This window comes from Pseudomonas sp. NKUCC02_KPG (assembly GCF_019345465.1).
Lineage (GTDB): Bacteria > Pseudomonadota > Gammaproteobacteria > Pseudomonadales > Pseudomonadaceae > Aquipseudomonas.
Genome location: NZ_JAHKRC010000007.1, coordinates 227,581 through 247,033, shown reverse-complemented (window position 1 = coordinate 247,033; position 19,453 = coordinate 227,581). Strand labels below are relative to the sequence as shown.

Annotated in this window: 21 protein-coding genes and 1 pseudogene; 8 read left to right on the top strand and 14 right to left on the bottom strand. The window is 57.9% G+C overall.

The window, feature by feature from the left end:
• The first annotated feature begins 56 nt into the window (after positions 1–56).
• Positions 57–914: an SDR family oxidoreductase gene (locus tag KO536_RS12235; protein WP_219262022.1), complete on the top strand. Its 858-nt coding sequence runs from the start codon at positions 57–59 to the stop codon at positions 912–914.
• A 116-nt stretch (positions 915–1,030) separates the two neighbouring features.
• On the opposite strand, the gene KO536_RS12230 is transcribed toward KO536_RS12235, so the two are convergent.
• From KO536_RS12230 to KO536_RS12205, 6 genes are all read right to left on the bottom strand, one after another.
• A complete protein-coding gene (locus tag KO536_RS12230; protein WP_219262021.1) occupies positions 1,031–1,780 on the bottom strand; it encodes a hypothetical protein in 750 nt (249 codons plus the stop codon).
• A 67-nt stretch (positions 1,781–1,847) separates the two neighbouring features.
• Positions 1,848–2,228, bottom strand: coding sequence for a RidA family protein (locus KO536_RS12225; RefSeq protein ID WP_219262020.1), 381 nt, complete (start codon positions 2,226–2,228; stop codon positions 1,848–1,850).
• A 24-nt stretch (positions 2,229–2,252) separates the two neighbouring features.
• Positions 2,253–4,358: a bifunctional GTP diphosphokinase/guanosine-3',5'-bis pyrophosphate 3'-pyrophosphohydrolase gene (spoT, locus tag KO536_RS12220; protein WP_133075066.1), complete on the bottom strand. Its 2,106-nt coding sequence runs from the start codon at positions 4,356–4,358 to the stop codon at positions 2,253–2,255.
• A 60-nt stretch (positions 4,359–4,418) separates the two neighbouring features.
• Positions 4,419–4,682: a DNA-directed RNA polymerase subunit omega gene (gene rpoZ, locus KO536_RS12215; RefSeq protein ID WP_016782707.1), complete on the bottom strand. Its 264-nt coding sequence runs from the start codon at positions 4,680–4,682 to the stop codon at positions 4,419–4,421.
• 168 nt (positions 4,683–4,850) lie between these two features.
• The gene (gmk, locus tag KO536_RS12210; protein WP_019828193.1) at positions 4,851–5,471 is read right to left on the bottom strand and encodes a guanylate kinase; all 621 of its coding nucleotides are present in this window, start codon (positions 5,469–5,471) and stop codon (positions 4,851–4,853) included.
• Between the two features lie 13 nt (positions 5,472–5,484).
• The gene (locus KO536_RS12205; protein WP_133075064.1) at positions 5,485–6,348 is read right to left on the bottom strand and encodes a YicC/YloC family endoribonuclease; all 864 of its coding nucleotides are present in this window, start codon (positions 6,346–6,348) and stop codon (positions 5,485–5,487) included.
• Positions 6,349–6,543: 195 nt separating this feature from the next.
• Between KO536_RS12205 and rph the strand changes: the two genes are divergently transcribed.
• Together rph and KO536_RS12195 are read left to right on the top strand one after the other, a co-directional pair.
• Positions 6,544–7,266, top strand: coding sequence for a ribonuclease PH (gene rph, locus KO536_RS12200; protein ID WP_016782701.1), 723 nt, complete (start codon positions 6,544–6,546; stop codon positions 7,264–7,266).
• A 49-nt stretch (positions 7,267–7,315) separates the two neighbouring features.
• Positions 7,316–7,684: a DUF4870 domain-containing protein gene (locus KO536_RS12195; protein ID WP_019828196.1), complete on the top strand. Its 369-nt coding sequence runs from the start codon at positions 7,316–7,318 to the stop codon at positions 7,682–7,684.
• Positions 7,685–7,763: 79 nt separating this feature from the next.
• Here KO536_RS12195 and KO536_RS12190 read toward each other — a convergent pair whose 3' ends face one another.
• Positions 7,764–8,543 (bottom strand): exodeoxyribonuclease III, encoded by a 780-nt coding sequence (locus tag KO536_RS12190; RefSeq protein ID WP_003437806.1) that lies wholly within the window; start codon positions 8,541–8,543, stop codon positions 7,764–7,766.
• 82 nt (positions 8,544–8,625) lie between these two features.
• On the opposite strand from KO536_RS12190, the gene pyrE reads away from it, so the two are divergent.
• Positions 8,626–9,267, top strand: coding sequence for an orotate phosphoribosyltransferase (pyrE, locus tag KO536_RS12185; protein WP_219262019.1), 642 nt, complete (start codon positions 8,626–8,628; stop codon positions 9,265–9,267).
• Positions 9,268–9,325: 58 nt separating this feature from the next.
• Here pyrE and argB read toward each other — a convergent pair whose 3' ends face one another.
• The 4 genes and pseudogenes from argB to coaBC form a co-directional block, all read right to left on the bottom strand.
• Positions 9,326–10,231, bottom strand: a complete 906-nt coding sequence (argB, locus tag KO536_RS12180; protein ID WP_019828199.1) for an acetylglutamate kinase — start codon at positions 10,229–10,231, stop codon at positions 9,326–9,328.
• A gap of 25 nt (positions 10,232–10,256) precedes the next feature.
• Positions 10,257–11,630 (bottom strand): annotated as a pseudogene (locus KO536_RS12175) (phosphomannomutase/phosphoglucomutase); the annotation flags it as partial.
• Between the two features lie 101 nt (positions 11,631–11,731).
• The gene (gene dut / locus KO536_RS12170; RefSeq protein ID WP_019828201.1) at positions 11,732–12,187 is read right to left on the bottom strand and encodes a dUTP diphosphatase; all 456 of its coding nucleotides are present in this window, start codon (positions 12,185–12,187) and stop codon (positions 11,732–11,734) included.
• Positions 12,188–12,192: 5 nt separating this feature from the next.
• On the bottom strand, positions 12,193–13,401 hold the full coding sequence (gene coaBC, locus KO536_RS12165) for a bifunctional phosphopantothenoylcysteine decarboxylase/phosphopantothenate--cysteine ligase CoaBC (RefSeq protein WP_133075061.1): 1,209 nt from the start codon (positions 13,399–13,401) through the stop codon (positions 12,193–12,195).
• Between the two features lie 122 nt (positions 13,402–13,523).
• On the opposite strand from coaBC, the gene radC reads away from it, so the two are divergent.
• The gene (gene radC, locus KO536_RS12160) at positions 13,524–14,198 is read left to right on the top strand and encodes a DNA repair protein RadC (RefSeq protein ID WP_219262017.1); all 675 of its coding nucleotides are present in this window, start codon (positions 13,524–13,526) and stop codon (positions 14,196–14,198) included.
• A gap of 3 nt (positions 14,199–14,201) precedes the next feature.
• Here the strand turns inward: radC and KO536_RS12155 are convergent, their stop codons facing one another.
• Positions 14,202–15,788: an ABC transporter substrate-binding protein gene (locus KO536_RS12155; RefSeq protein WP_133075059.1), complete on the bottom strand. Its 1,587-nt coding sequence runs from the start codon at positions 15,786–15,788 to the stop codon at positions 14,202–14,204.
• A 502-nt stretch (positions 15,789–16,290) separates the two neighbouring features.
• On the opposite strand from KO536_RS12155, the gene rpmB reads away from it, so the two are divergent.
• Together rpmB and rpmG are read left to right on the top strand one after the other, a co-directional pair.
• Positions 16,291–16,524, top strand: coding sequence for a 50S ribosomal protein L28 (rpmB, locus tag KO536_RS12150; protein WP_019410280.1), 234 nt, complete (start codon positions 16,291–16,293; stop codon positions 16,522–16,524).
• A gap of 11 nt (positions 16,525–16,535) precedes the next feature.
• Positions 16,536–16,691, top strand: a complete 156-nt coding sequence (gene rpmG / locus KO536_RS12145; RefSeq protein WP_003437824.1) for a 50S ribosomal protein L33 — start codon at positions 16,536–16,538, stop codon at positions 16,689–16,691.
• 99 nt (positions 16,692–16,790) lie between these two features.
• On the opposite strand, the gene KO536_RS12140 is transcribed toward rpmG, so the two are convergent.
• Together KO536_RS12140 and KO536_RS12135 are read right to left on the bottom strand one after the other, a co-directional pair.
• Positions 16,791–17,087, bottom strand: a complete 297-nt coding sequence (locus tag KO536_RS12140; protein ID WP_133075058.1) for an I78 family peptidase inhibitor — start codon at positions 17,085–17,087, stop codon at positions 16,791–16,793.
• Between the two features lie 229 nt (positions 17,088–17,316).
• Entirely contained in the window at positions 17,317–17,679 is a 363-nt protein-coding gene (locus tag KO536_RS12135; protein WP_133075057.1) for a cupin domain-containing protein, read from the bottom strand.
• A 169-nt stretch (positions 17,680–17,848) separates the two neighbouring features.
• On the opposite strand from KO536_RS12135, the gene KO536_RS12130 reads away from it, so the two are divergent.
• On the top strand, positions 17,849–19,342 hold the full coding sequence (locus KO536_RS12130; protein ID WP_219262016.1) for an aldehyde dehydrogenase: 1,494 nt from the start codon (positions 17,849–17,851) through the stop codon (positions 19,340–19,342).
• The last annotated feature ends 111 nt before the right edge of the window (positions 19,343–19,453 follow it).

The window sequence follows — 19,453 nt, the reverse complement described above, 5'->3', positions numbered from 1 at the left end:
CGACTTTGGTCGTGTCAAATCACGTCGTTTTGTAACTTTTCATTAGGAATTTTGCGATGCCAAAAGCTTCTGTATTGATCGCCGGATGCGGTGATATCGGCAGCCGCCTGGCCACTCAGTTGCTCGGTGATGACTGGCAGGTGTATGGCCTGCGACGCTCCATCGACCGTTTGCCTGCAGGTGTCATCGGGGTGGCGGGCGACTTGTTCAGCGAGCAATGCCCGGCGCACTGGCCAACCGGCCAGATCGACTATCTGGTGTACAGCGCGGCTGCGACCGATCATGACGAGGCGGGTTATCAGGCGGCCTATGTCGACGGATTGAAAAACACCCTGGGCTGGCTTGAACAGAACGGCCAGCGGCCAAAGCGCCTGTTGTTTGTGTCCAGCAGCAGCGTTTTTGCCCAAAAGGATGGGGAGTGGGTGGACGAAACGTCCCCAGCCCAGGCAACAGCCTACTCGGGGCGGATCATGCTCGAGGCTGAGCAGGTGGCGATCAGCAGCGGTATCGCGGCCAGCGTCGTGCGCCTGACCGGGATCTACGGGCCTGGCCGTGAATGGATGCTGGGACAGGTGCGCAAAGGTTATCGCGTACCCACCGACCCGCCGATGTATGGCAACCGTATCCATGCCGATGACGCAGGCGGGCTTCTGGCCTTTTTGCTTGAGGCAGACCGCCAGGGTAAAGCCCTGGATGACTGCTACATCGGTGTCGACAACGCGCCGGTGCCATTGGCCGAGGTAGTGAGCTGGCTGCGCGAGCGCCTGGGCGTGACTGAATGGGCTGCCGAGACAAGCGTCCGCCGGGCAGGCAGCAAGCGTTGCAGCAACGCACGCGCCAAGGCGCTGGGCTGGGAGCCGCGCTACTCAAGCTTTCGCGAGGGGTATGCCGAGATTCTGGGGGAGAAGGGCTGAGGCTTGATGTTGGCTGGGTTCTTTGTGGGAGCGGGCTTGCTCGCGATGATATCGCCGCCATTTGCTTGGCAGACCGCGCCGACTGGATCGCGAGCAAGCCCGCTCCCACACAGCATTTAATTGGGCAACAGCTTCTCTAACAACCACTCGCGCTTGCCCGGGTAAAACTGGGGCATGTCATCCGGAGCAGAAGCATCCAGCGCCTGGAAGATTTCCAGTTTGCGGCCATCGCGGACAAAAATGTGCGCCGCACCCAACTCACCCTGCTGCAACCAGAGGCTGTCGTACTCGCCGCTCATCGAGGCGCAATCGCCCGCCAGGCACAACACGTAACGCTGGACATTGGGCAGGCCCTTGACCTGACCGTTCGCTGAAAACGTCACAAGGTTGCCCTGGCCCACACCACTGACGACACGCCACTGCCCGCCCATATAAGCGGAGTTGAGCGCCGCCTCAAAACTCGTACCCAGTGGCGCGTCGCTTGCAACGTTGACCTGTGAGCGCACAAAAGGCTGGCGCGGCTCTGCTTCCGTCTCGGCCTGGATCAGCGTTTCTCCTTCCAGGCTCAAGCCGGTGGATTCACTGCCATACAAGCTGACTTGCCACATGCCATCATCGGCAGGCAGCAGTTTGCCTTCCACTGACTCAAAGCCGTTGGTGTAGTGAGCGGTGGCGTTTTTGACGTCGATGTCCCATTCCAGGTTCGGCCCATAGGCCAGCAGGGCTTCGCGCAAGTTGCCACCATTGGCAGCTGCGTCGATCGCGGCCTGATTGATCCAGACACCACTGATGTCGCGGTGGGCGGGTACGCTGGCACAACCACCCAAAACAAAAGTGAGCAGTGACAACACGAGCGCTTTGCGCATGGCGGGGTCCTTTTGAATCAAGGAAGAGCGGGGGGTGGCGCAGCATGAAAACGCTGCGCCGAGGGTGTTACTCGATTACCAGAATAGCGTCCATCTCTACCTGCGAACCCTTTGGCAGGGCGGCAACACCTATGGCGGCGCGGGCCGGGTAAGGCTGTTCGAAGTATGTGCCCATGATCTCGTTGACCTTGGCGAAGTGGCTCAGGTCAGTCAGGAAGATGTTCAGCTTGACGATGTCATTGAACGAACCACCAGCGGCTTCAGCTACCGACTTCAGGTTTTCGAATACCTGAATGGTCTGGGCTTCAAAACCTTCAACCAGTTCCATGGTTTTTGGGTCCAGCGGAATTTGACCGGACATGTAGACAGTATTGCCAGCTTTGATCGCCTGAGAGTAAGTACCGATTGCAGCAGGTGCCTTGTCGCTGGTGATAACAGTCTTGGACATGGGTGACTCCTTGTAATTAGATGGCTACGCACGCATACGAGTGATGCGGATAACCCCGGTAAGGGCGCGCAGTTTTTTGATCACGCGAGCCAGGTGCACACGGTCGTGCACGCTGACCACCAGTTGGACCACGCTGATGCGACCATCGCGTTCGTCCATGCTGATCTTTTCGATGTTGCCGTCGGCGGCGTTGACGCTACTGGCCAGCAGCGCAATCAGGCCGCGCTGGTGTTCCAGCTCGACGCGCAATTCGACGTTGAATTCGCCGGTAACGTCCTTGGCCCACGACAGCTGGATGCACTTTTCGGGGTTGTGGCGGATTTCACTGATATTGCGGCAGTTGTCCAGGTGCACAACCATGCCTTTGCCTGCCGACAGATGGCCAACAATCGGATCCCCCGGGATCGGCGTACAGCATTTGGCGTAGCTGAGCACCAAACCTTCTGTACCGCGAATCGCCAGCGGACCTTCAGGGCTCGGCAGCGCCTCGCCTTCGCCCAGCAGACGCCGGGCCACCACGTAGGCCATGCGATTGCCCAGCCCGATGTCTTCGAGCAGGTCTTCGATTTGCTCCAGGCGGTATTCCTGGAGCATCGCCTGAACGCGCTCGGCCGCAATCTTGTCCAGCGAGCTGTTGAAGCCGTTAAGCACCTTGTTCAGCAAGCGCTCGCCCAGATTGACCGACTCGGAGCGGCGTTGCAGTTTGAGAGCATGACGAATGTGCGTACGCGCCTTGCCAGTCACCACAAAATTGAGCCAGGCCGGGTTGGGACGGGCACCGGGAGCACTGACGATTTCGACCGTGGAGCCACTTTGCAGCGGCTCGGACAGCGGCGCGAGACGACGGTTGATCCGGCACGCAATGCAGCTGTTGCCGACATCGGTGTGAACCGCGTAAGCAAAATCGACCGCTGTGGAGCCTTTGGGCAGCTCCATGATCCGGCCTTTGGGCGTGAACACGTAGACCTCGTCCGGGAACAGGTCGATCTTCACGCTTTCGATAAATTCGAGGGAGTTGCCTGCGCGCTGCTGCATTTCCAGCACGCCCTTGACCCACTGCCGCGCCCGGGCGTGAGTGCCCGTGTGCTGCTCGTCGCCACTGGATTTGTACAACCAGTGGGCAGCGATACCGTTGTTGGCCATTTCTTCCATTTCACGGGTACGGATCTGAATTTCGATCGGTACGCCATGCATGCCAAACAGCGTGGTATGCAACGACTGATAGCCGTTGGCCTTGGGAATGGCGATGTAGTCCTTGAAACGCCCCGGCAGGGGTTTGTACAAATTATGTACAGCACCCAGCACGCGGTAGCAGGTATCGACCTTGTCTACGATGATCCGGAACGCGTAAACATCCATGATCTCGTTGAAGGCCCGGCGCTTGCCGCGCATCTTCTTGTAGATGCCGTAGATGTGTTTTTGACGGCCGCTGACTTCGCCCTGAATGCCATCGATGGCCAGGCAGTGGCTGAGCGACTCTTCAATTTTGTTGACGATTTCCTTGCGATTGCCCCGGGCGCGCTTTACCGCCTGATAAATGCGCGCGGAGCGCATCGGGTACATCGCCTTGAAACCGAGGTCTTCGAATTCGATACGAATGCTGTGCATACCCAGCCGATTGGCAATGGGCGCGTAGATTTCCAGGGTTTCCTTGGCAATCCGTCGGCGTTTTTCGCCGGACAGCACTTCGAGGGTACGCATGTTGTGCAGACGATCGGCCAGCTTAACCAGGATCACGCGGATATCGCGCGCCATGGCCATGGCCATCTTCTGGAAGTTTTCAGCCTGGGCTTCGGCCTTGGTTTCGAAGTTCATCTGAGTCAGCTTGCTGACTCCATCGACCAGATCGGCCACGGTTTCGCCGAACTGCGCGACAAGCGCTTCCTTGGCAATACCGGTGTCTTCAATTACGTCATGCAGCATGGCCGCCATCAGGCTTTGATGGTCCATATGCATGTCGGCAAGGATGTTTGCCACTGCCAGCGGGTGCGTGACATAAGGCTCGCCGCTACGTCGGCGTTGGCCGTCGTGGGCTTGTTCTGCGTAGAAGTACGCCCGGCGGACCAGATTGACCTGGTCCGGGCCGAGGTACGCCGACAAGCGATCGGCGAGGGCGTCTATGCTCGGCATGAGGAAACCTCCTGCCAAAACTTTTTACCCTTCGCCGTGCTACGTCGACCGGGCATAGGCTTAGTTCGCCTCGTTGGACTCGTCCTCGAACGCTGCGAACAGCGGTTCGTCTTCGACGATTTCAGCGTTGGCGATAAACTCGTAGCTCATCAGGCCTTCTGCGATTTCACGCAGGGCAACAACGGTAGGCTTGTCGTTTTCCCACTGCACCAGTGGCTCTTTACCGCCGGTGGCCAGTTGACGGGCACGCTTGGTAGAGAGCATGACCAGCTCAAAGCGGTTATCCACGTGTTCTAGACAGTCTTCAACGGTTACGCGGGCCATGGTCTTCCTCGTAGCAAATGCAATATGCGCGCTGCCCGGATGGGCGAGCGGACTGAACAGTTTAAAAAATCACCAGCCATTAGGGAAGCGCTGATTTTTCGGCCACTGTCCCAAAAACCTCTGTAAGCGCCAATGTAAAGCCCTTACAGGGGTTTTGGGAAGTGCTGTTTAACCGAGCAGTTCGGCCAGTAATTTGCCAAAACGCTGCTGTTGACGTTTTTGCTGGAGCCGATTGGCGCGGAAAATGGCCTTCAGATCCTCGAGTGCCAGAGCAAAATCGTCATTAATGATCAGATAGTCATAGTCGACATAGTGGCTCATTTCACTCACGGCTTCGCGCATCCGGCCATCAATGATTTCGTCGCTGTCCTGGCCGCGGTTGTCCAGACGCTGACGCAGGGCTTCCTGGCTTGGCGGCAGGATAAAGATCGAACGCGCCTGCGGCATCAACTTGCGGACCTGCTCCGCACCCTGCCAGTCGATTTCCAGAATCAGGTCGTGACCTTCATCCAGCGTCTGCTGCAAATGGCTTTGCGAGGTGCCGTAAAGGTTGCCGAAGACCTCGGCGCGCTCCAGGAAGTCACCGTGCTCGATCATTTTCACGAACTCTTCGCGCTCGACGAAATGATAGTTCACGCCATTCACTTCACCTGGGCGCATGGCGCGGGTCGTGTGCGAGACCGAAACCCGGATCTGCGGCTCAACGTCGATCAACGCTTTGACCAGGCTGGTCTTGCCTGCGCCAGAAGGGGCAGAAACGATATAAAGGGTGCCAGTGCTGTGGTTCATGTCAGGGGATGCCTTACTCAATATTCTGTACTTGTTCACGCATCTGCTCGATCAACACCTTGAGGTTGACCGCCGCTTGAGTGCTGCGTGGATCGAATGCCTTGGAGCCCAGGGTATTGGCCTCGCGATTCAGTTCTTGCATCAGGAAGTCCAGACGGCGACCCGCAGCACCACCCGACTTGAGCACACGCCGCACTTCAAGAATGTGAGTGCTCAGGCGGTCCAGCTCTTCGGCCACGTCGCTTTTTTGCGCCAGCATGACCATTTCTTGCTCAAGACGCTGCGGATCAAGCTCAGCCTTCATATCGGCAAAACGATCGAGCACCTTTTGGCGCTGGGTGGCGAGCATCTGTGGCACCAGCTCACGCAAGGTTTCGACGTCGCCTTCAATCGCCGTCAAACGCTCGCTGATCAAGCGCGCCAGCTCCGCGCCTTCGCGCTCGCGGCCGTTCTTGAGTTCTTGAAGGCCTTGCTTGAACAATGCAAGGGCCTGGGTATTCAAAGCTTGCGGGTCGCTTGCATCCGCCACCAGAACGCCGGGCCAGGCCAGCACTTCCAGTGGATTGAGCGGTGCTGGCTGCTTGATCAGGCTGGCAATGGTCTCGGCTGCGGCCACCAGTTGCGCGGCACGTTCACGGTCGACCTGCAGCGGCTTGCCAGTGGTTTCTTCGGTGAAACGCAATGTGCATTCCAGCTTTCCCCGGGAAATCCCCTGACGCAGCGCTTCACGCACCGCACCTTCGAGGTCACGGAAAGATTCAGGCAGTCGCAGGTGCGGCTCCAGGTAGCGGCTGTTGACCGAGCGCAGCTCCCAACTCAGGGTGCCCTGAGTGCCGGCGCTTTCGACGCGGGCAAAGGCGGTCATGCTATGCACCATGGACGGTACCTCGCGATTCAATGAATTAAGCCTGACGGCAATTAAGACCGCCGATTGTAACGCAGTGCAGCCGGTGGCCCCAAATGACGTCGGTCGTAAATACGTTCAACCTGATGACAAGCCGACGCGTCCTGCACCGCCATAGCCTTTCCTTTATAATGTTCGGCAGTTTTCCGTCCCGTACAGGTATCCCACATGAAACGTCCAAGTGGTCGCGTTGCCGATCAGCTCCGTCCGATCCGCATCACCCGCAACTACACCAAACACGCAGAGGGTTCTGTACTGGTCGAGTTCGGTGACACCAAAGTCATCTGCACCGTCAGCGTCGAGAACGGCGTACCGCGCTTCCTTAAAGGCCAGGGCCAGGGCTGGTTGACTGCCGAATACGGCATGCTGCCACGCGCCACTGGCGACCGTAACCAACGCGAAGCCAGCCGCGGCAAGCAAGGCGGGCGCACCCTGGAAATCCAGCGCCTGATCGGTCGTTCCCTGCGCGCAGCGCTGGATATGTCCAAGCTGGGCGATATCACGCTGTACGTCGACTGCGACGTGATCCAGGCAGATGGCGGCACCCGCACCGCGTCCATCACTGGCGCCATGGTTGCACTGGTAGACGCACTGAAAATCATCAAAAAGCGTGGCGGCCTCAAAGGCGGCGACCCTATCAAGCAAATGATCGCAGCGGTATCGGTCGGCATGTACCAGGGCGTACCGGTCCTTGACCTGGACTACCCTGAAGACTCGGCAGCCGAAACCGATCTCAACGTTGTGATGACCAGCAGCGGTGGCTTCATCGAAGTTCAGGGCACTGCAGAAGGCGCGCCGTTCCAGCCTGAAGAGCTGAACGCCATGCTCGCACTGGCTCAAAAAGGCATGAATGAAATTTTCGCCCTGCAGCAAGCGGCATTGGCGGACTAAACAGCCGGATTGATTGTCAAAGCCTTCAAACGACCCACCGGAGAACGCTATGAGTGAGCTGGACCTTTCAAAACCCCAACCGAGCCGCGACGCTCGTAAATGGGCCATGTTTTGTCACTTTTCGGCGTTTCTCGGGATGTGGTTTCCGTTTGGCAGCCTGATCGGCCCACTGATCCTGTGGCAGCTCAAGCGTGAAAGCGATCCCTTTATCGACGACCAGGGCAAGGAAGCACTGAACTTTCAGATCACCGTGGCGATTGCGTCTGCCATTTGCTACGTGCTGATGTTCATACTGGTCGGCTTCGCCTTGCTCGGCCTGGTGCTGATCGGTGCCGTGGTACTGGTGGTGATCGCAGGCGTGAAGGCCAATGACGGGGTGGTGTACCGCTACCCCTTCACCTGGCGCCCATTGAAGTAACACATTGACCTTGTGGGTTGCGCACAAAAAAATGCCCGTATCTTTCGATACGGGCATTTTTAATGACGGCGACAAACACTTAGATAGTCAGTGTCCAGTCGTAGTCCACGATCAATGGCGCATGTTGCGAAAACCGTGGCTGACGCGGCAAGCGAGCGCTTCGTACAAAGCGACGCAAGCCTGGTGTCAGCAACTGGTAGTCGAAACGCCAGCCCAGATTAAGCATCTCGGCTTGTTCGTTGTCCGGCCACCAGCTGTACTGATCGCCCTCACGACTGACTTCGCGCAGGGCATCGACATAGCCCATGTTGCCGACAATCTCATCCATCCAGGCCCGTTCAGGCGCCAGGAAACCAGGCGATTGCTGGCTGTCACGCCAGTTTTTAATGTCGAGCTTCTGCTGCGCCACATACAACGAGCCGCAGTAGATGTACTCACGACGCTTGCGACGCTGCTTATCAAGGTAGCGCGCAAAGTCGTCCATTAGCTTGAACTTCTGGTTCAAGTCTTCATCGCCATTCTGCCCCGAAGGGAGCAACAAGGTCGCGATGCTGACCTTATCGAAATCGGCTTGCAGGTAGCGCCCGTAGCGATCGGCCGTCTCGAAGCCAAGCCCAGTGATGACTGCTTTCGGTTGCAACCGCGAATACAAAGCCACACCGCCTTGGGCAGGGACTTCAGCTTCGCAGGCATAAAGAAAGTAGCCATCGAGCTGGTAAGCTGGATCGTCCAGTTCAAAGGCGGAGGCGCGGGTGTCCTGCAGGCAGATAACGTCGGCATTCTGAGCTTGCAGCCAACTGAGCAAACCGCGCTCGACTGCCGTCTGAATACCATTGACGTTCACACTGATGATCCGCATAAATGGCCCCAAAAATCACGTGCGTGTATGATACACGCGGTCTTACTAATTAGCTAAATCCGTGGTATCTGGGGCTTTTTTCATGCAAGCGTATCAGCGCGACTTCATCCGTTTTGCCATCGATCGCGGCGTCCTGCGCTTCGGTGAGTTCACCCTGAAGTCGGGGCGTACCAGTCCTTACTTCTTCAATGCCGGCCTGTTCAATACAGGTTCTGCGCTGGCTCAACTGGGGCGCTTCTATGCGGCTGCCATCGTTGACAGCGGCATTCCCTTCGATGTGCTCTTTGGCCCGGCCTACAAGGGTATTCCCTTGGCTGCGACCACGGCCGTAGCACTGGCCGAGCACCACGACCGCGACATGCCGTGGTGCTTCAACCGCAAGGAAGCCAAAGCCCACGGCGAAGGTGGCAGCCTGGTTGGCTCGCCGCTCGAAGGCGATATCCTGATCATCGACGACGTGATCACGGCCGGCACCGCCATCCGTGAAGTCATGCAGATCATTCAGGCCCAAGGCGCCAAGGCAGCAGGCGTGATGATTGCCTTGAACCGCCAGGAGCGCGGCAATGGCGAGCTGTCGGCCATCCAGGAAGTCGAGCGCGACTTCGGCATTCCGGTGATCAGCATCGTTTCGTTGAACCAGGTTCTGCAGTTCCTGGCCGAAGACGAAACGCTCAAGCAGTACCTGCCAGCTGTTGAAGCGTACCGGGCGCAGTACGGGATTTAACCCCCGCCCATAAAAAAGCCCCGCCCGGCGATTGCGGGCGGGGCTTTTTCAGTTCTGCCTACAGCGGTTTGCTGTTGGTGATCAGCGTGCCCACACCGGTGTCGGTGAAGATTTCCAGCAACACGGCATTCGGTACACGACCGTCGACAATATGCGCAGTCGTCACGCCACCTTGCACGGCTTCCAGCGCGCAGCGGATTTTTGGCAGCATGCCGCCGTAAATGGTGCCGTCGGCAATCAGGTCATCCACCTGAGCAGTTGTCAGACCGGTCAGCACCTTGCCTTCCTTGTCCATCAAGCCTGCAATGTTGGTCAGCAACATCAGCTTCTCGGCCTTGAGGGCTTCGGCAACCTTGCCCGCCACCAGATCAGCGTTGATGTTGTAGGACTCGCCATTGGCGCCCACACCGATTGGTGCGATGACCGGGATGAAATCGCCCTTGGTCAGCATGTGCAACAGGTCGGTATTGATGTCGATGACCTCACCCACATGACCGAAGTCGATGATTTCAGGCTTGGTCATTTCTGGCGTTTGACGTGTCACGACCATTTTCTTGGCGCGAATCAGGGTCGCGTCCTTGCCGGTCAGACCGATGGCGCTGCCGCCATGACGGTTGATCAGGTTAACGATTTCCTTGTTCACATGACCGCCAAGCACCATCTCCACCACATCCATGGTTTGCGAGTCAGTCACGCGCATCCCGTCGATGAAATGACTTTCGATGGACAAACGCTTGAGCAAATCACCGATTTGCGGCCCGCCACCGTGTACCACGACCGGGTTGATACCCACGGCCTTCATCAACACGATGTCACGGGCAAAACCGGTTTTCAGTTCATCGTTTTCCATAGCGTTGCCGCCGTACTTGATCACCAGCGTCTTGCCGACGTAACGGCGAATGTAGGGCAGCGCTTCGGACAAAACCTTGGCGACGTTGGAGGCGGCATCACGTTCGAGGGTCATTCAGGGCTCCGGTAGAACAAGTCGATCAAAACGGTAGTGGAAGATCAGGGGCCACACGCTTCAGTTGAGCGTGAAAGACGTCCTTGATGCGTTGCAGTTCGGCCTCGGTTTGGGCCTCGAATCGCAGCACCAGCACCGGAGTGGTGTTGGATGCGCGAACCAGGCCCCAGCCATGAGGGTAATCAACCCGCACACCATCAATGGATGTCAGCTCGGCGGCGTCACCCCATTGGGCGTCGTGCAGAGCGTCAATGATGCTGAATTTGCTCTCATCCGTCACATCGATATTGATCTCTGGCGTAGAAATATCGTTCGGGAAGGCCTCAAACAGCTCTTCAGCCGTCTCCTGGCGCTTGCTGAGGATCTCCAGCAGGCGCGCAGCGCTGTAAATACCGTCGTCGAAACCGAACCAGCGCTCCTTGAAAAAGATATGCCCGCTCATCTCGCCTGCCAGCAGGGCACCGGTTTCCTTCATCTTCTTTTTGATCAACGAGTGGCCGGTTTTCCACATCAGTGGCCGGCCACCATTTTTCCTGATCAACGGAGTCAGACGACGCGTGCACTTCACATCGAAGATGATCTCGGCCGCCGGGTTGCGCTCAAGCACATCCTGGGCAAACAGCATCAGCAGGCGATCCGCAAACACCATCGTGCCCGTATTGGTCACCACGCCTACCCGGTCGGCATCGCCATCAAAGGCCAGCCCGATATCGGCATTGGTTTCCTTGACCCTGGCGATCAGATCCCGCAAGTTTTCCGGCTTGCTGGGGTCCGGGTGATGGTTGGGGAAGTTACCGTCCACCTCGCAGAACATCGGGATCACTTCACAGCCCAAGGCCTCGATCAACTGAGGCGCGATCACGCCGGCAACCCCGTTGCCGCAATCCACCACCACCTTCATGCGCCTGGCGAGCTGGATGTCACGGGTGATCACATCGGCGTAGCGCGGCAAAATATCAACGCGCTCGATGCTGCCTTCGCCCCACGTCAGATCGTTGGTCTTGAGGCGCGTATGCAGTGCCTTGATCTGCTCGTCGGCCAGCGTATCGCCCGCAATCACGATTTTGAAACCGTTGTAATCGGGCGGATTGTGGCTCCCCGTGAGCATCACGCCCGACTGGCCCGCCAATTCGTGAGTGGCGTAATACAGCGCAGGCGTCGGCACCAGGCCCACATCACTGACCGTACAACCACTGTCAGCCACACCCTGGATCAAACCCTCGACCAACTGAGGGCCGGACAAGCGTCCGTCCCGACCCACCGACACCTGGGGCTCGCCCTTGGCCAGACTCTCGGCTCCAATGGCGCGGCCAATCCAGTACGCGGTTTCAGCAGTCAGGGAGTGAGGGACCACGCCACGAATATCGTAAGCGCGAAAAATGCTGTCAGGGAAACTCGGCGGGACTGAAGCTGGGCTACTCATTGCAAGGGGACTCCACGCTCAGAGGATTCAGGAGGGCGCTGAAGGTCAGGCAGAGCGCCTGACCTGATATTGCACGGTCAGAGCTTGCCTGAGTGACCAAAGCCGCCAGCACCGCGCTGGCTTTCATCGAACTCTTCGACCAGCTCAAAGTGCGCCTGCACCACCGGCACCAGTACCAATTGAGCAATGCGCTCGCCGATGGTGATGTTGAAGGCGGTCTGGCCACGGTTCCAGCACGACACCATCAGTTCGCCCTGGTAATCGGAGTCGATCAGGCCGACCAGGTTGCCCAGCACGATGCCATGCTTGTGGCCCAGGCCCGAGCGCGGCAGGATCAGTGCGGCAAGGCCGGGATCGCCGATATAGACCGACAGGCCCGTCGGGATCAGCAGGGTCTGGCCTGGCTCCAGAACGGTGTCTTGTTTAAGCATGGCACGCAGGTCCAGGCCTGCGGAGCCTGGAGTGGCGTACTGCGGCAGCGGGAATTCGTTACCAATGCGTGGATCGAGGATCTTGGCTTGCAAAGCGTGCATACGAGTTAAACCTGGTTCAGACGTTCGGCGATAAAAGTGATCAGCTGGCGGGCAATCTTGCCCTTGCTGGTCTGGGCAAACACAGTGGCGTGCAGTTCGCGGTCAATCACGCTGCACGCGTTCTCCTCACTGTTGAAGCCAATGCTGGGGTTAGCCACATCGTTGGCAACAATCAGGTCGAGGTTTTTGTCTTTGAGCTTGCGGGCAGCGTAATCGAGCAGATGCTCGGTTTCTGCGGCGAAGCCGACACTAAAAGGGCGATCAGGACGCGAAGCGATGGTGGCCAGAATGTCTGGATTGCGCACCATCTGCAGCAACAAGCCGTCGCCCTTGGTAGGGTCTTTCTTGAGTTTTTGCGGGGCGACTACTTCCGGGCGGTAGTCCGCAACAGCAGCAGAAGCGATAAACACGTCACAAGGAATCGCCGCCTCACAGGCAGCGAGCATGTCACGGGCACTGACCACGTCGATGCGGCTGACCCGATCAGGGGTCGGCAAATGAACCGGGCCGGTAATCAGGGTCACGCGGGCACCCGCTTCAACCGCCGCTTCGGCCAGGGCAAAGCCCATTTTCCCGGAGCTGTGGTTGGTGATGTAACGCACCGGGTCGATGTTTTCCTGGGTCGGGCCTGCGGTAATCAGTACGTGCCTGCCGGTCAGCAGCTGACGCTGGAAACACTCGGCGGCGCAGTGCACCAGATCATCGGCTTCGAGCATGCGGCCAAAGCCCACATCGCCACAGGCCTGGCTCCCGGAGGCCGGGCCAAACACACGCAGACCACGGCTTTCAAGCAGCCGTGTATTGGCCTGGGTGGCCGGATCACGCCACATGGCCTGGTTCATCGCTGGCGCAATGGCCACCGTTGCATCAGTGGCGAGCACCAGCGTGGTCAACAGGTCATTTGCCAGGCCTTGGGCAAGGCGGGCGATCAGGTCAGCGGTCGCAGGTGCAATCAGCACCAGATCGGCCCACTTGGCCAGTTCGATGTGGCCCATGGCTGCTTCAGCCGCAGGGTCGAGCAAATCCAGATGAACGGGGTGCCCGGATAACGCCTGCATGGTCAGAGGCGTAATGAATTCGCTGCCGCCGCGGGTCATGACAACCCGTACTTCTGCGCCTTGGTCCAGCAGACGACGAACCAGCTCTGCACTCTTGTAAGCCGCGATGCCGCCGCCGACGCCCAAAACAATGCGTTTTCGATACAGCCGCTGCATAGGCCTGCCTTTTAGTTCGATGATGACTGCGTGAAAAATGGCCAAATGCCACGCAAAAATGATGGGCTAAGATAACACAGCGCCTGCCAGGGAACAGCGGCGCCCACTCACAAGGAGGTGTTATGAGCATTCGTAATTGGCCTGCGGCGGAGCGCCCGCGAGAGAAGCTTTTGGAGCACGGCTCATCCAGTCTTTCCGACGCCGAGTTGCTGGCCATTTTCTTGCGCACGGGGGTTTCAGGCAAAAGCGCAGTCGATCTGGCCCGTCATTTACTCACTGAATTCGGCAGTTTGCGGGCCTTGCTGGAAGCCGACCTTCGCGGATTCTGCCGCCATCTCGGACTGGGGCCCGCCAAGTTCAGCCAGTTGCAGGCGGTACTCGAAATGAGCCGTCGCCACCTGGCAGAACGCCTGCGCCGGGACAGCGCTCTGGAAAGCCCGCAAGCGGTACGGGATTATCTGAAATCGCTGCTGCGCCATGAGCCTCATGAGGTCTTTGGCTGCCTGTTTCTGGACTCCAAACACCGCATGCTCGCCTTCGAAGTGCTCTTCAGAGGCTCGATCGACAGTGCCAGTGTTTACCCGCGCCAAGTGGTCAAGCGGGCCCTCACACACAACGCGGCAGCGGTAATTTTTTGCCACAACCACCCTTCAGGCATCAGCGAGCCCAGCCAGGCCGACCGCACGTTGACCAAACGCTTGATCCAGGCGCTGGATCTGATCGAAGTGCGGGTGCTGGATCATTTCATTATCGGCGACGGCCAACCCCTTTCAATGGTTGAACACGGCTGGATGTAGCGTTCAAGGCTTAACGCTGACCGTCGAAAAGTCCTGACGCCCAAAAGGACTCACCTGATAGCCCTGAACGTCTTTACGGGTGAGTGCGTAGGCTGTCGGATGCGCCAGCGGCAGCCACAGCGCCTGCTGCTGGATCTGCGCCTGGGCCTTCTGATACAAGGCACTGCGTTTGTCCTGATCGGTCAGGGTTTTGCCTTCGCTGATCAAACTGTCCAGAGCCTTGTCGCAATAACGGGCAAAGTTGGTCCCGGACTTCACCGCCGCACATGAAAACTGTGGCGTCAGGAAATTGTCAGGATCGCCGTTATCACCGGCCCAGCCCATAAACAGCAGGTCGTGCTCACCCGCCTTGGCGCGGCGAATCAGCTCACCCCACTCGATCACTCGAATGTCGGCCTGGATACCGATCTTGGCCAGATCGGCCTGCAACAACTGCGCCCCCAGACTTGGGTTCGGATTGAGCACGCTGCCCGTCGGACGCGTCCAGATGGTGGTTTTAAAACCGTCCTTGAAGCCAGCCTTGGCCAGGAGTTCGCGGGCTTTTTGAGGGTCGTGGGCATACCCCGGCAAATCCTTGGCGAAGCTCCAGGTTGTGGCCGGGTAAATACCGTTGGCAGCCTGGGCGCTGTTTTCAAACACGGCCTTGAGATAAGTGTCCTTGTCGAAAGCCAGATTGATGGCCTGGCGCACCTCAGGCTTGTCCAGAGGCGGATGCTGGCTGTTGATGGCCACAAACGCGGTCATGAAGGCAGGGGTTTGCGTGACCGACAACGCGGGGTCCTTGATCGCTGCCGCCACGTCCAGTGGTTTGGGCGATAGCGCAATCTGGCACTCATTGCGGCGCAATTTTTGTAGCCGCACGTTGGCGTCCGGCGTGATGGCAAAAATCAGCCCATCCACAGCGGGTTTGCCTGCGAAGTAGTCAGGATTGGCCTTGTAACGCACTACCGCATCTTTCTGGAAACGGCTGAATATAAAAGGCCCGGTGCCGATCGGCTGACTGTTCATCAGCTCCGGGGTGCCGGCTTTCATCAGTTTGTCGGCGTATTCGGCCGAGTAGATCGACGCAAAACCCATGCTCAGTGCTGGCAGAAAGGTGGAGTCAGGACGGCTGAGAGTGAAGCGAACTGTCAGCGGGTCCGGCGTCTCGATCTTTTTTATCAGCTCAGGCAACTGCAAGGACTGGGCATGGGGGAAACCGCTTTGAGCCACCTTGTGCCACGGATTCGCAGGGTCGAGCATGCGCTCGAAGCTGAAACGGACGTCATCGGCATTCAACGCTCGGCTCGGGGTGAAATAGGGCGTGCTGTGAAACTTGACGCCAGGACGCAGCTTAAAGTCGTACACAAGGCCATCAGGGGACACTGACCAGCTTTGCGCCAAACCCGGCACCAGCTTGGCGGCTTGGGCGTCAAAGTCCACCAGGCGGTTCATCAGCACGTCTGCCGAGGCATTGGTGGTACTGAGCGAGTTGTACTGCACCACATCGAACCCTTCGGGGCTGGCCTCGGTGCAAACGCTCAAAGTGGCCGCCTGTACCAAGGGGGTCAGGCAAAAGGTGAGCAAAAAGGGGACGGCAGCGAGGCGCATGATCTGTTTCCTTTACAAGTCGATGAGGCCCATCTGCAAGTGCAGTCTGGAAAAGTCCTACCCTAGTGTTCCGCTACTCAAATGACTACTTTTTAATAGCGTTTGAAGCCCCGTAGTCGCTGCCGAAGGCTGCGAAGGGTTGCGAAGCAACCCGTTTTCCCGGGTCTGTACGGACCTTTCCGCAGCCTTCGGCAGCGATTACAGGTACACACTTCGCCTGAAAATCTTCTCCCCGCGACGAGCGGTAAAACGCTTTAAGGCATAGACGCCGCGTGGATTGGCGTTAAAATGGCGGCTTCATTAATTACAGCAAATCACACTGCCTGTTGTTGCTCTTTAGTCTTTCTGGTATAAAGCAGCGCTCTTTTCTAGGGGCCCGGTTCCTGCGTTTGTAGGTGTAGCCGGTAAGACCCTTAAAGAAACGCGGCGCCTGGCGCCATGACTGAGAGATTAAGCGGCCAACCCATGCCGGGTTGGGCATGTGGTTTTAGAGGGCTGAGGCATGTCGAGAGTCTGTCAAGTTACCGGTAAGGGTCCGGTGACTGGGAATAACATTTCCCACGCAAATAACAAAACCCGTCGTCGTTTCCTGCCGAACCTGCAGCATCACCGCTTCTGGGTTGAAGAAGAGAAACGTTTTGTTCGTCTGCGCGTATCTGCTAAAGGCATGCGTATCATCGACAAGCGTGGCATTACTGTCGTGCTGGCCGAAATCCGCCGTGCTGGCAAGATCTAAGGGAGCTAATCATGCGTGAATTGATCCGTTTGGTGTCGAGCGCTGGTACAGGCCATTTCTACACCACTGATAAGAACAAGCGCACCACTCCGGACAAAATCGAAATCAAAAAATTCGATCCGCGGGTTCGCAAGCACGTGATCTACAAAGAAGCCAAAATCAAGTAATTGGTTTTTCTTCTTACAAAAAAGGCCCATATCTCACGATACGGGCCTTTTTTGTTGCCTGCGGTTTAGCTGCACTTACGCACCGTTACCGCACCCTGTTCAACCACAGCTCAGCGAGCTGAGCTTGTTGCCTTCATTGACCAACACCCTAAGGCGATAGCTGTTGAACTCCTTGGTATAGCCCTTGCCAGGGACCTCCACGCGGACCTCCCGAGCGCCGTAAGTGTTGCGCCACAACTCCACCAACTGCGGCGTCACTTCTGGTGCAACCACATAGTTGAGCGCCAGATTCTTATCGCACAGGCCCTCTTCAGCAGCCATCGCAGGCAGTGAAAACGCTGCGAGCATCATGCTTGCCGCCAGCGCGGCACTTTTGGAAACAGTAGTCTTCGACATGATTCATCCTTGTTAAAAAATCCATTGTGAGTGCGGGGGCTGACAGTGCCTGCTCGTCCATGAGTACTTGGCACCGCAACGCCTTGCCCTCCAAAGACTGGCTCACTTTGACGCCCATATCCGCGGCGACGTGTTTCCTGGTTTGTCTTTCAAGGTGCGGCAAATGCCCATAAAAAAGCCCCGCCTTCAATATCAGGCAGGGCTCTTAAAGCGCTCTGGATCAGCGGTTTCAAACCTTCTGTTCAAACACCACGTAAATCTTCCGACATGGTTCAAGCACTTCCCACGTCCCGCGAAACCCTGCCGGGATGACAAAACGATCACCGGCCCGGAGGGTCTTGGCGTTACCGTCATGGTCACGCAAGACAGAAACGCCCTGCACAATCTCGCAGTATTCATGCTCGGTGTAATTGACCGTCCATTGACCCACAGCACCTTCCCACACGCCCGCACTCATTTGTCCGCACGGGCTGTTGTAATGGTTGTGGATAACTTGTTCGGGAGCGCCCTTGAGTACCTTTTCCGGTGCCGGGCTGAAGCGGTCAGCCTGGGTGTTGGCAGTGCTGAAATCGACGATGGTTGCGATGCTCATGGTTCTTGTCCCCCCGAAATTGCGGTGTATGTGGCCAGAAAAACCAAAGTCTATGTTTATTAAAACGAACAAGCCATGCCGTTTGCGACTCATGTGTCAAATATATTGAAAGTTCCTGGGCCACTGGTTTAGGGTGACGCTTCCATTTCAATAAGAGGAGGACACTCGAATGACCACCCTGACGCGTGCTGATTGGGAACAACGGGCCCAAGAGCTGAAAATCGAAGGTCGTGCCTACATCAATGGTGAGTACACCGATGCGGTCTCCAATGAAACGTTCGAGTGTCTGAGCCCGGTCGATGGCCGTTTGCTGGGCAAAATTGCCAGCTGCGATAGCGCTGACGCCCAGAGAGCCGTAGACAACGCACGCCAGACGTTTGAGTCCGGTGTCTGGTCCCGCCTGGCCCCGGCCAAGCGCAAGGCCACGATGATCCGCTTTGCCGGCCTGCTGAAACAAAACGCCGAAGAACTGGCCCTGCTTGAAACCCTGGATATGGGCAAGCCGATCAGTGACTCCCTGGGCATCGACGTGCCAGGTGCCGCCGGCGCGCTGAGCTGGAGCGGTGAAGCCATCGACAAGATCTACGACGAAGTCGCTGCCACCCCCCACAACCAACTGGGCCTGGTGACCCGCGAAGCCGTTGGCGTTGTCGCCGCGATCGTGCCGTGGAACTTCCCGTTGATGATGGCCTGCTGGAAACTCGGTCCGGCTCTGTCGACCGGTAACTCGGTGATCCTCAAGCCGTCTGAAAAATCTCCACTGACTGCCATCCGTATCGCAGCTCTGGCCGTTGAAGCCGGTATTCCTGCGGGCGTACTCAACGTGCTGCCAGGCTATGGCCATACCGTCGGCAAGGCCCTGGCCCTGCACATGGATGTCGACACCCTGGTATTCACCGGCTCGACCAAGATCGCCAAGCAACTGATGATCTATTCCGGCGAATCCAACATGAAGCGCGTCTGGCTTGAAGCGGGTGGCAAGAGCCCGAACATCGTCTTCGCCGACGCACCGGACCTGCAGGCTGCGGCCGAATCCGCTGCCAGCGCCATTGCCTTCAACCAGGGTGAAGTGTGCACAGCCGGTTCGCGCCTGCTGGTGGAGCGCTCGATCAAGGACAAATTCCTGCCGCTGGTGATCCAGGCCCTCAAAAGCTGGAAGCCCGGCAACCCGCTGGACCCGGAAACCACCGTGGGCGCTCTGGTTGATACCCAGCAAATGAACACCGTGCTGTCGTACATCGAGTCCGGCCACAGCGAAGGCGCAAAACTGGTAGCAGGCGGCAAACAAATCCTGCAGGAAACCGGCGGCACCTACGTTGAACCGACGATTTTCGATGGCGTGAGCAATGCGATGAAAATCGCCCAGGAAGAAATCTTCGGTCCCGTGCTGTCGGTGATCACCTTCGACAGTGCCGAAGAAGCCATTCAGATCGCCAACGACACGCCCTACGGCCTGGCCGCAGCAGTGTGGACAGCTGACATCTCCAAGGCTCACCTGACCGCCAAAGCCCTGCGCGCCGGCAGTGTGTGGGTCAACCAGTACGATGGCGGCGACATGACCGCACCGTTTGGCGGCTTCAAACAGTCGGGCAACGGGCGTGACAAGTCGTTGCACGCGTTCGACAAATACACCGAGCTGAAATCCACCTGGATCAAGCTGTAACAGCCTTAACGCAACACCCTGTGGGAGCGGGCTTGCCCGCGATGGCAGCATTGAGGTCTGACTGACAGACCCCGGTGCCTTCATCGCGGGCAAGCCCGCTCCCACACTGGT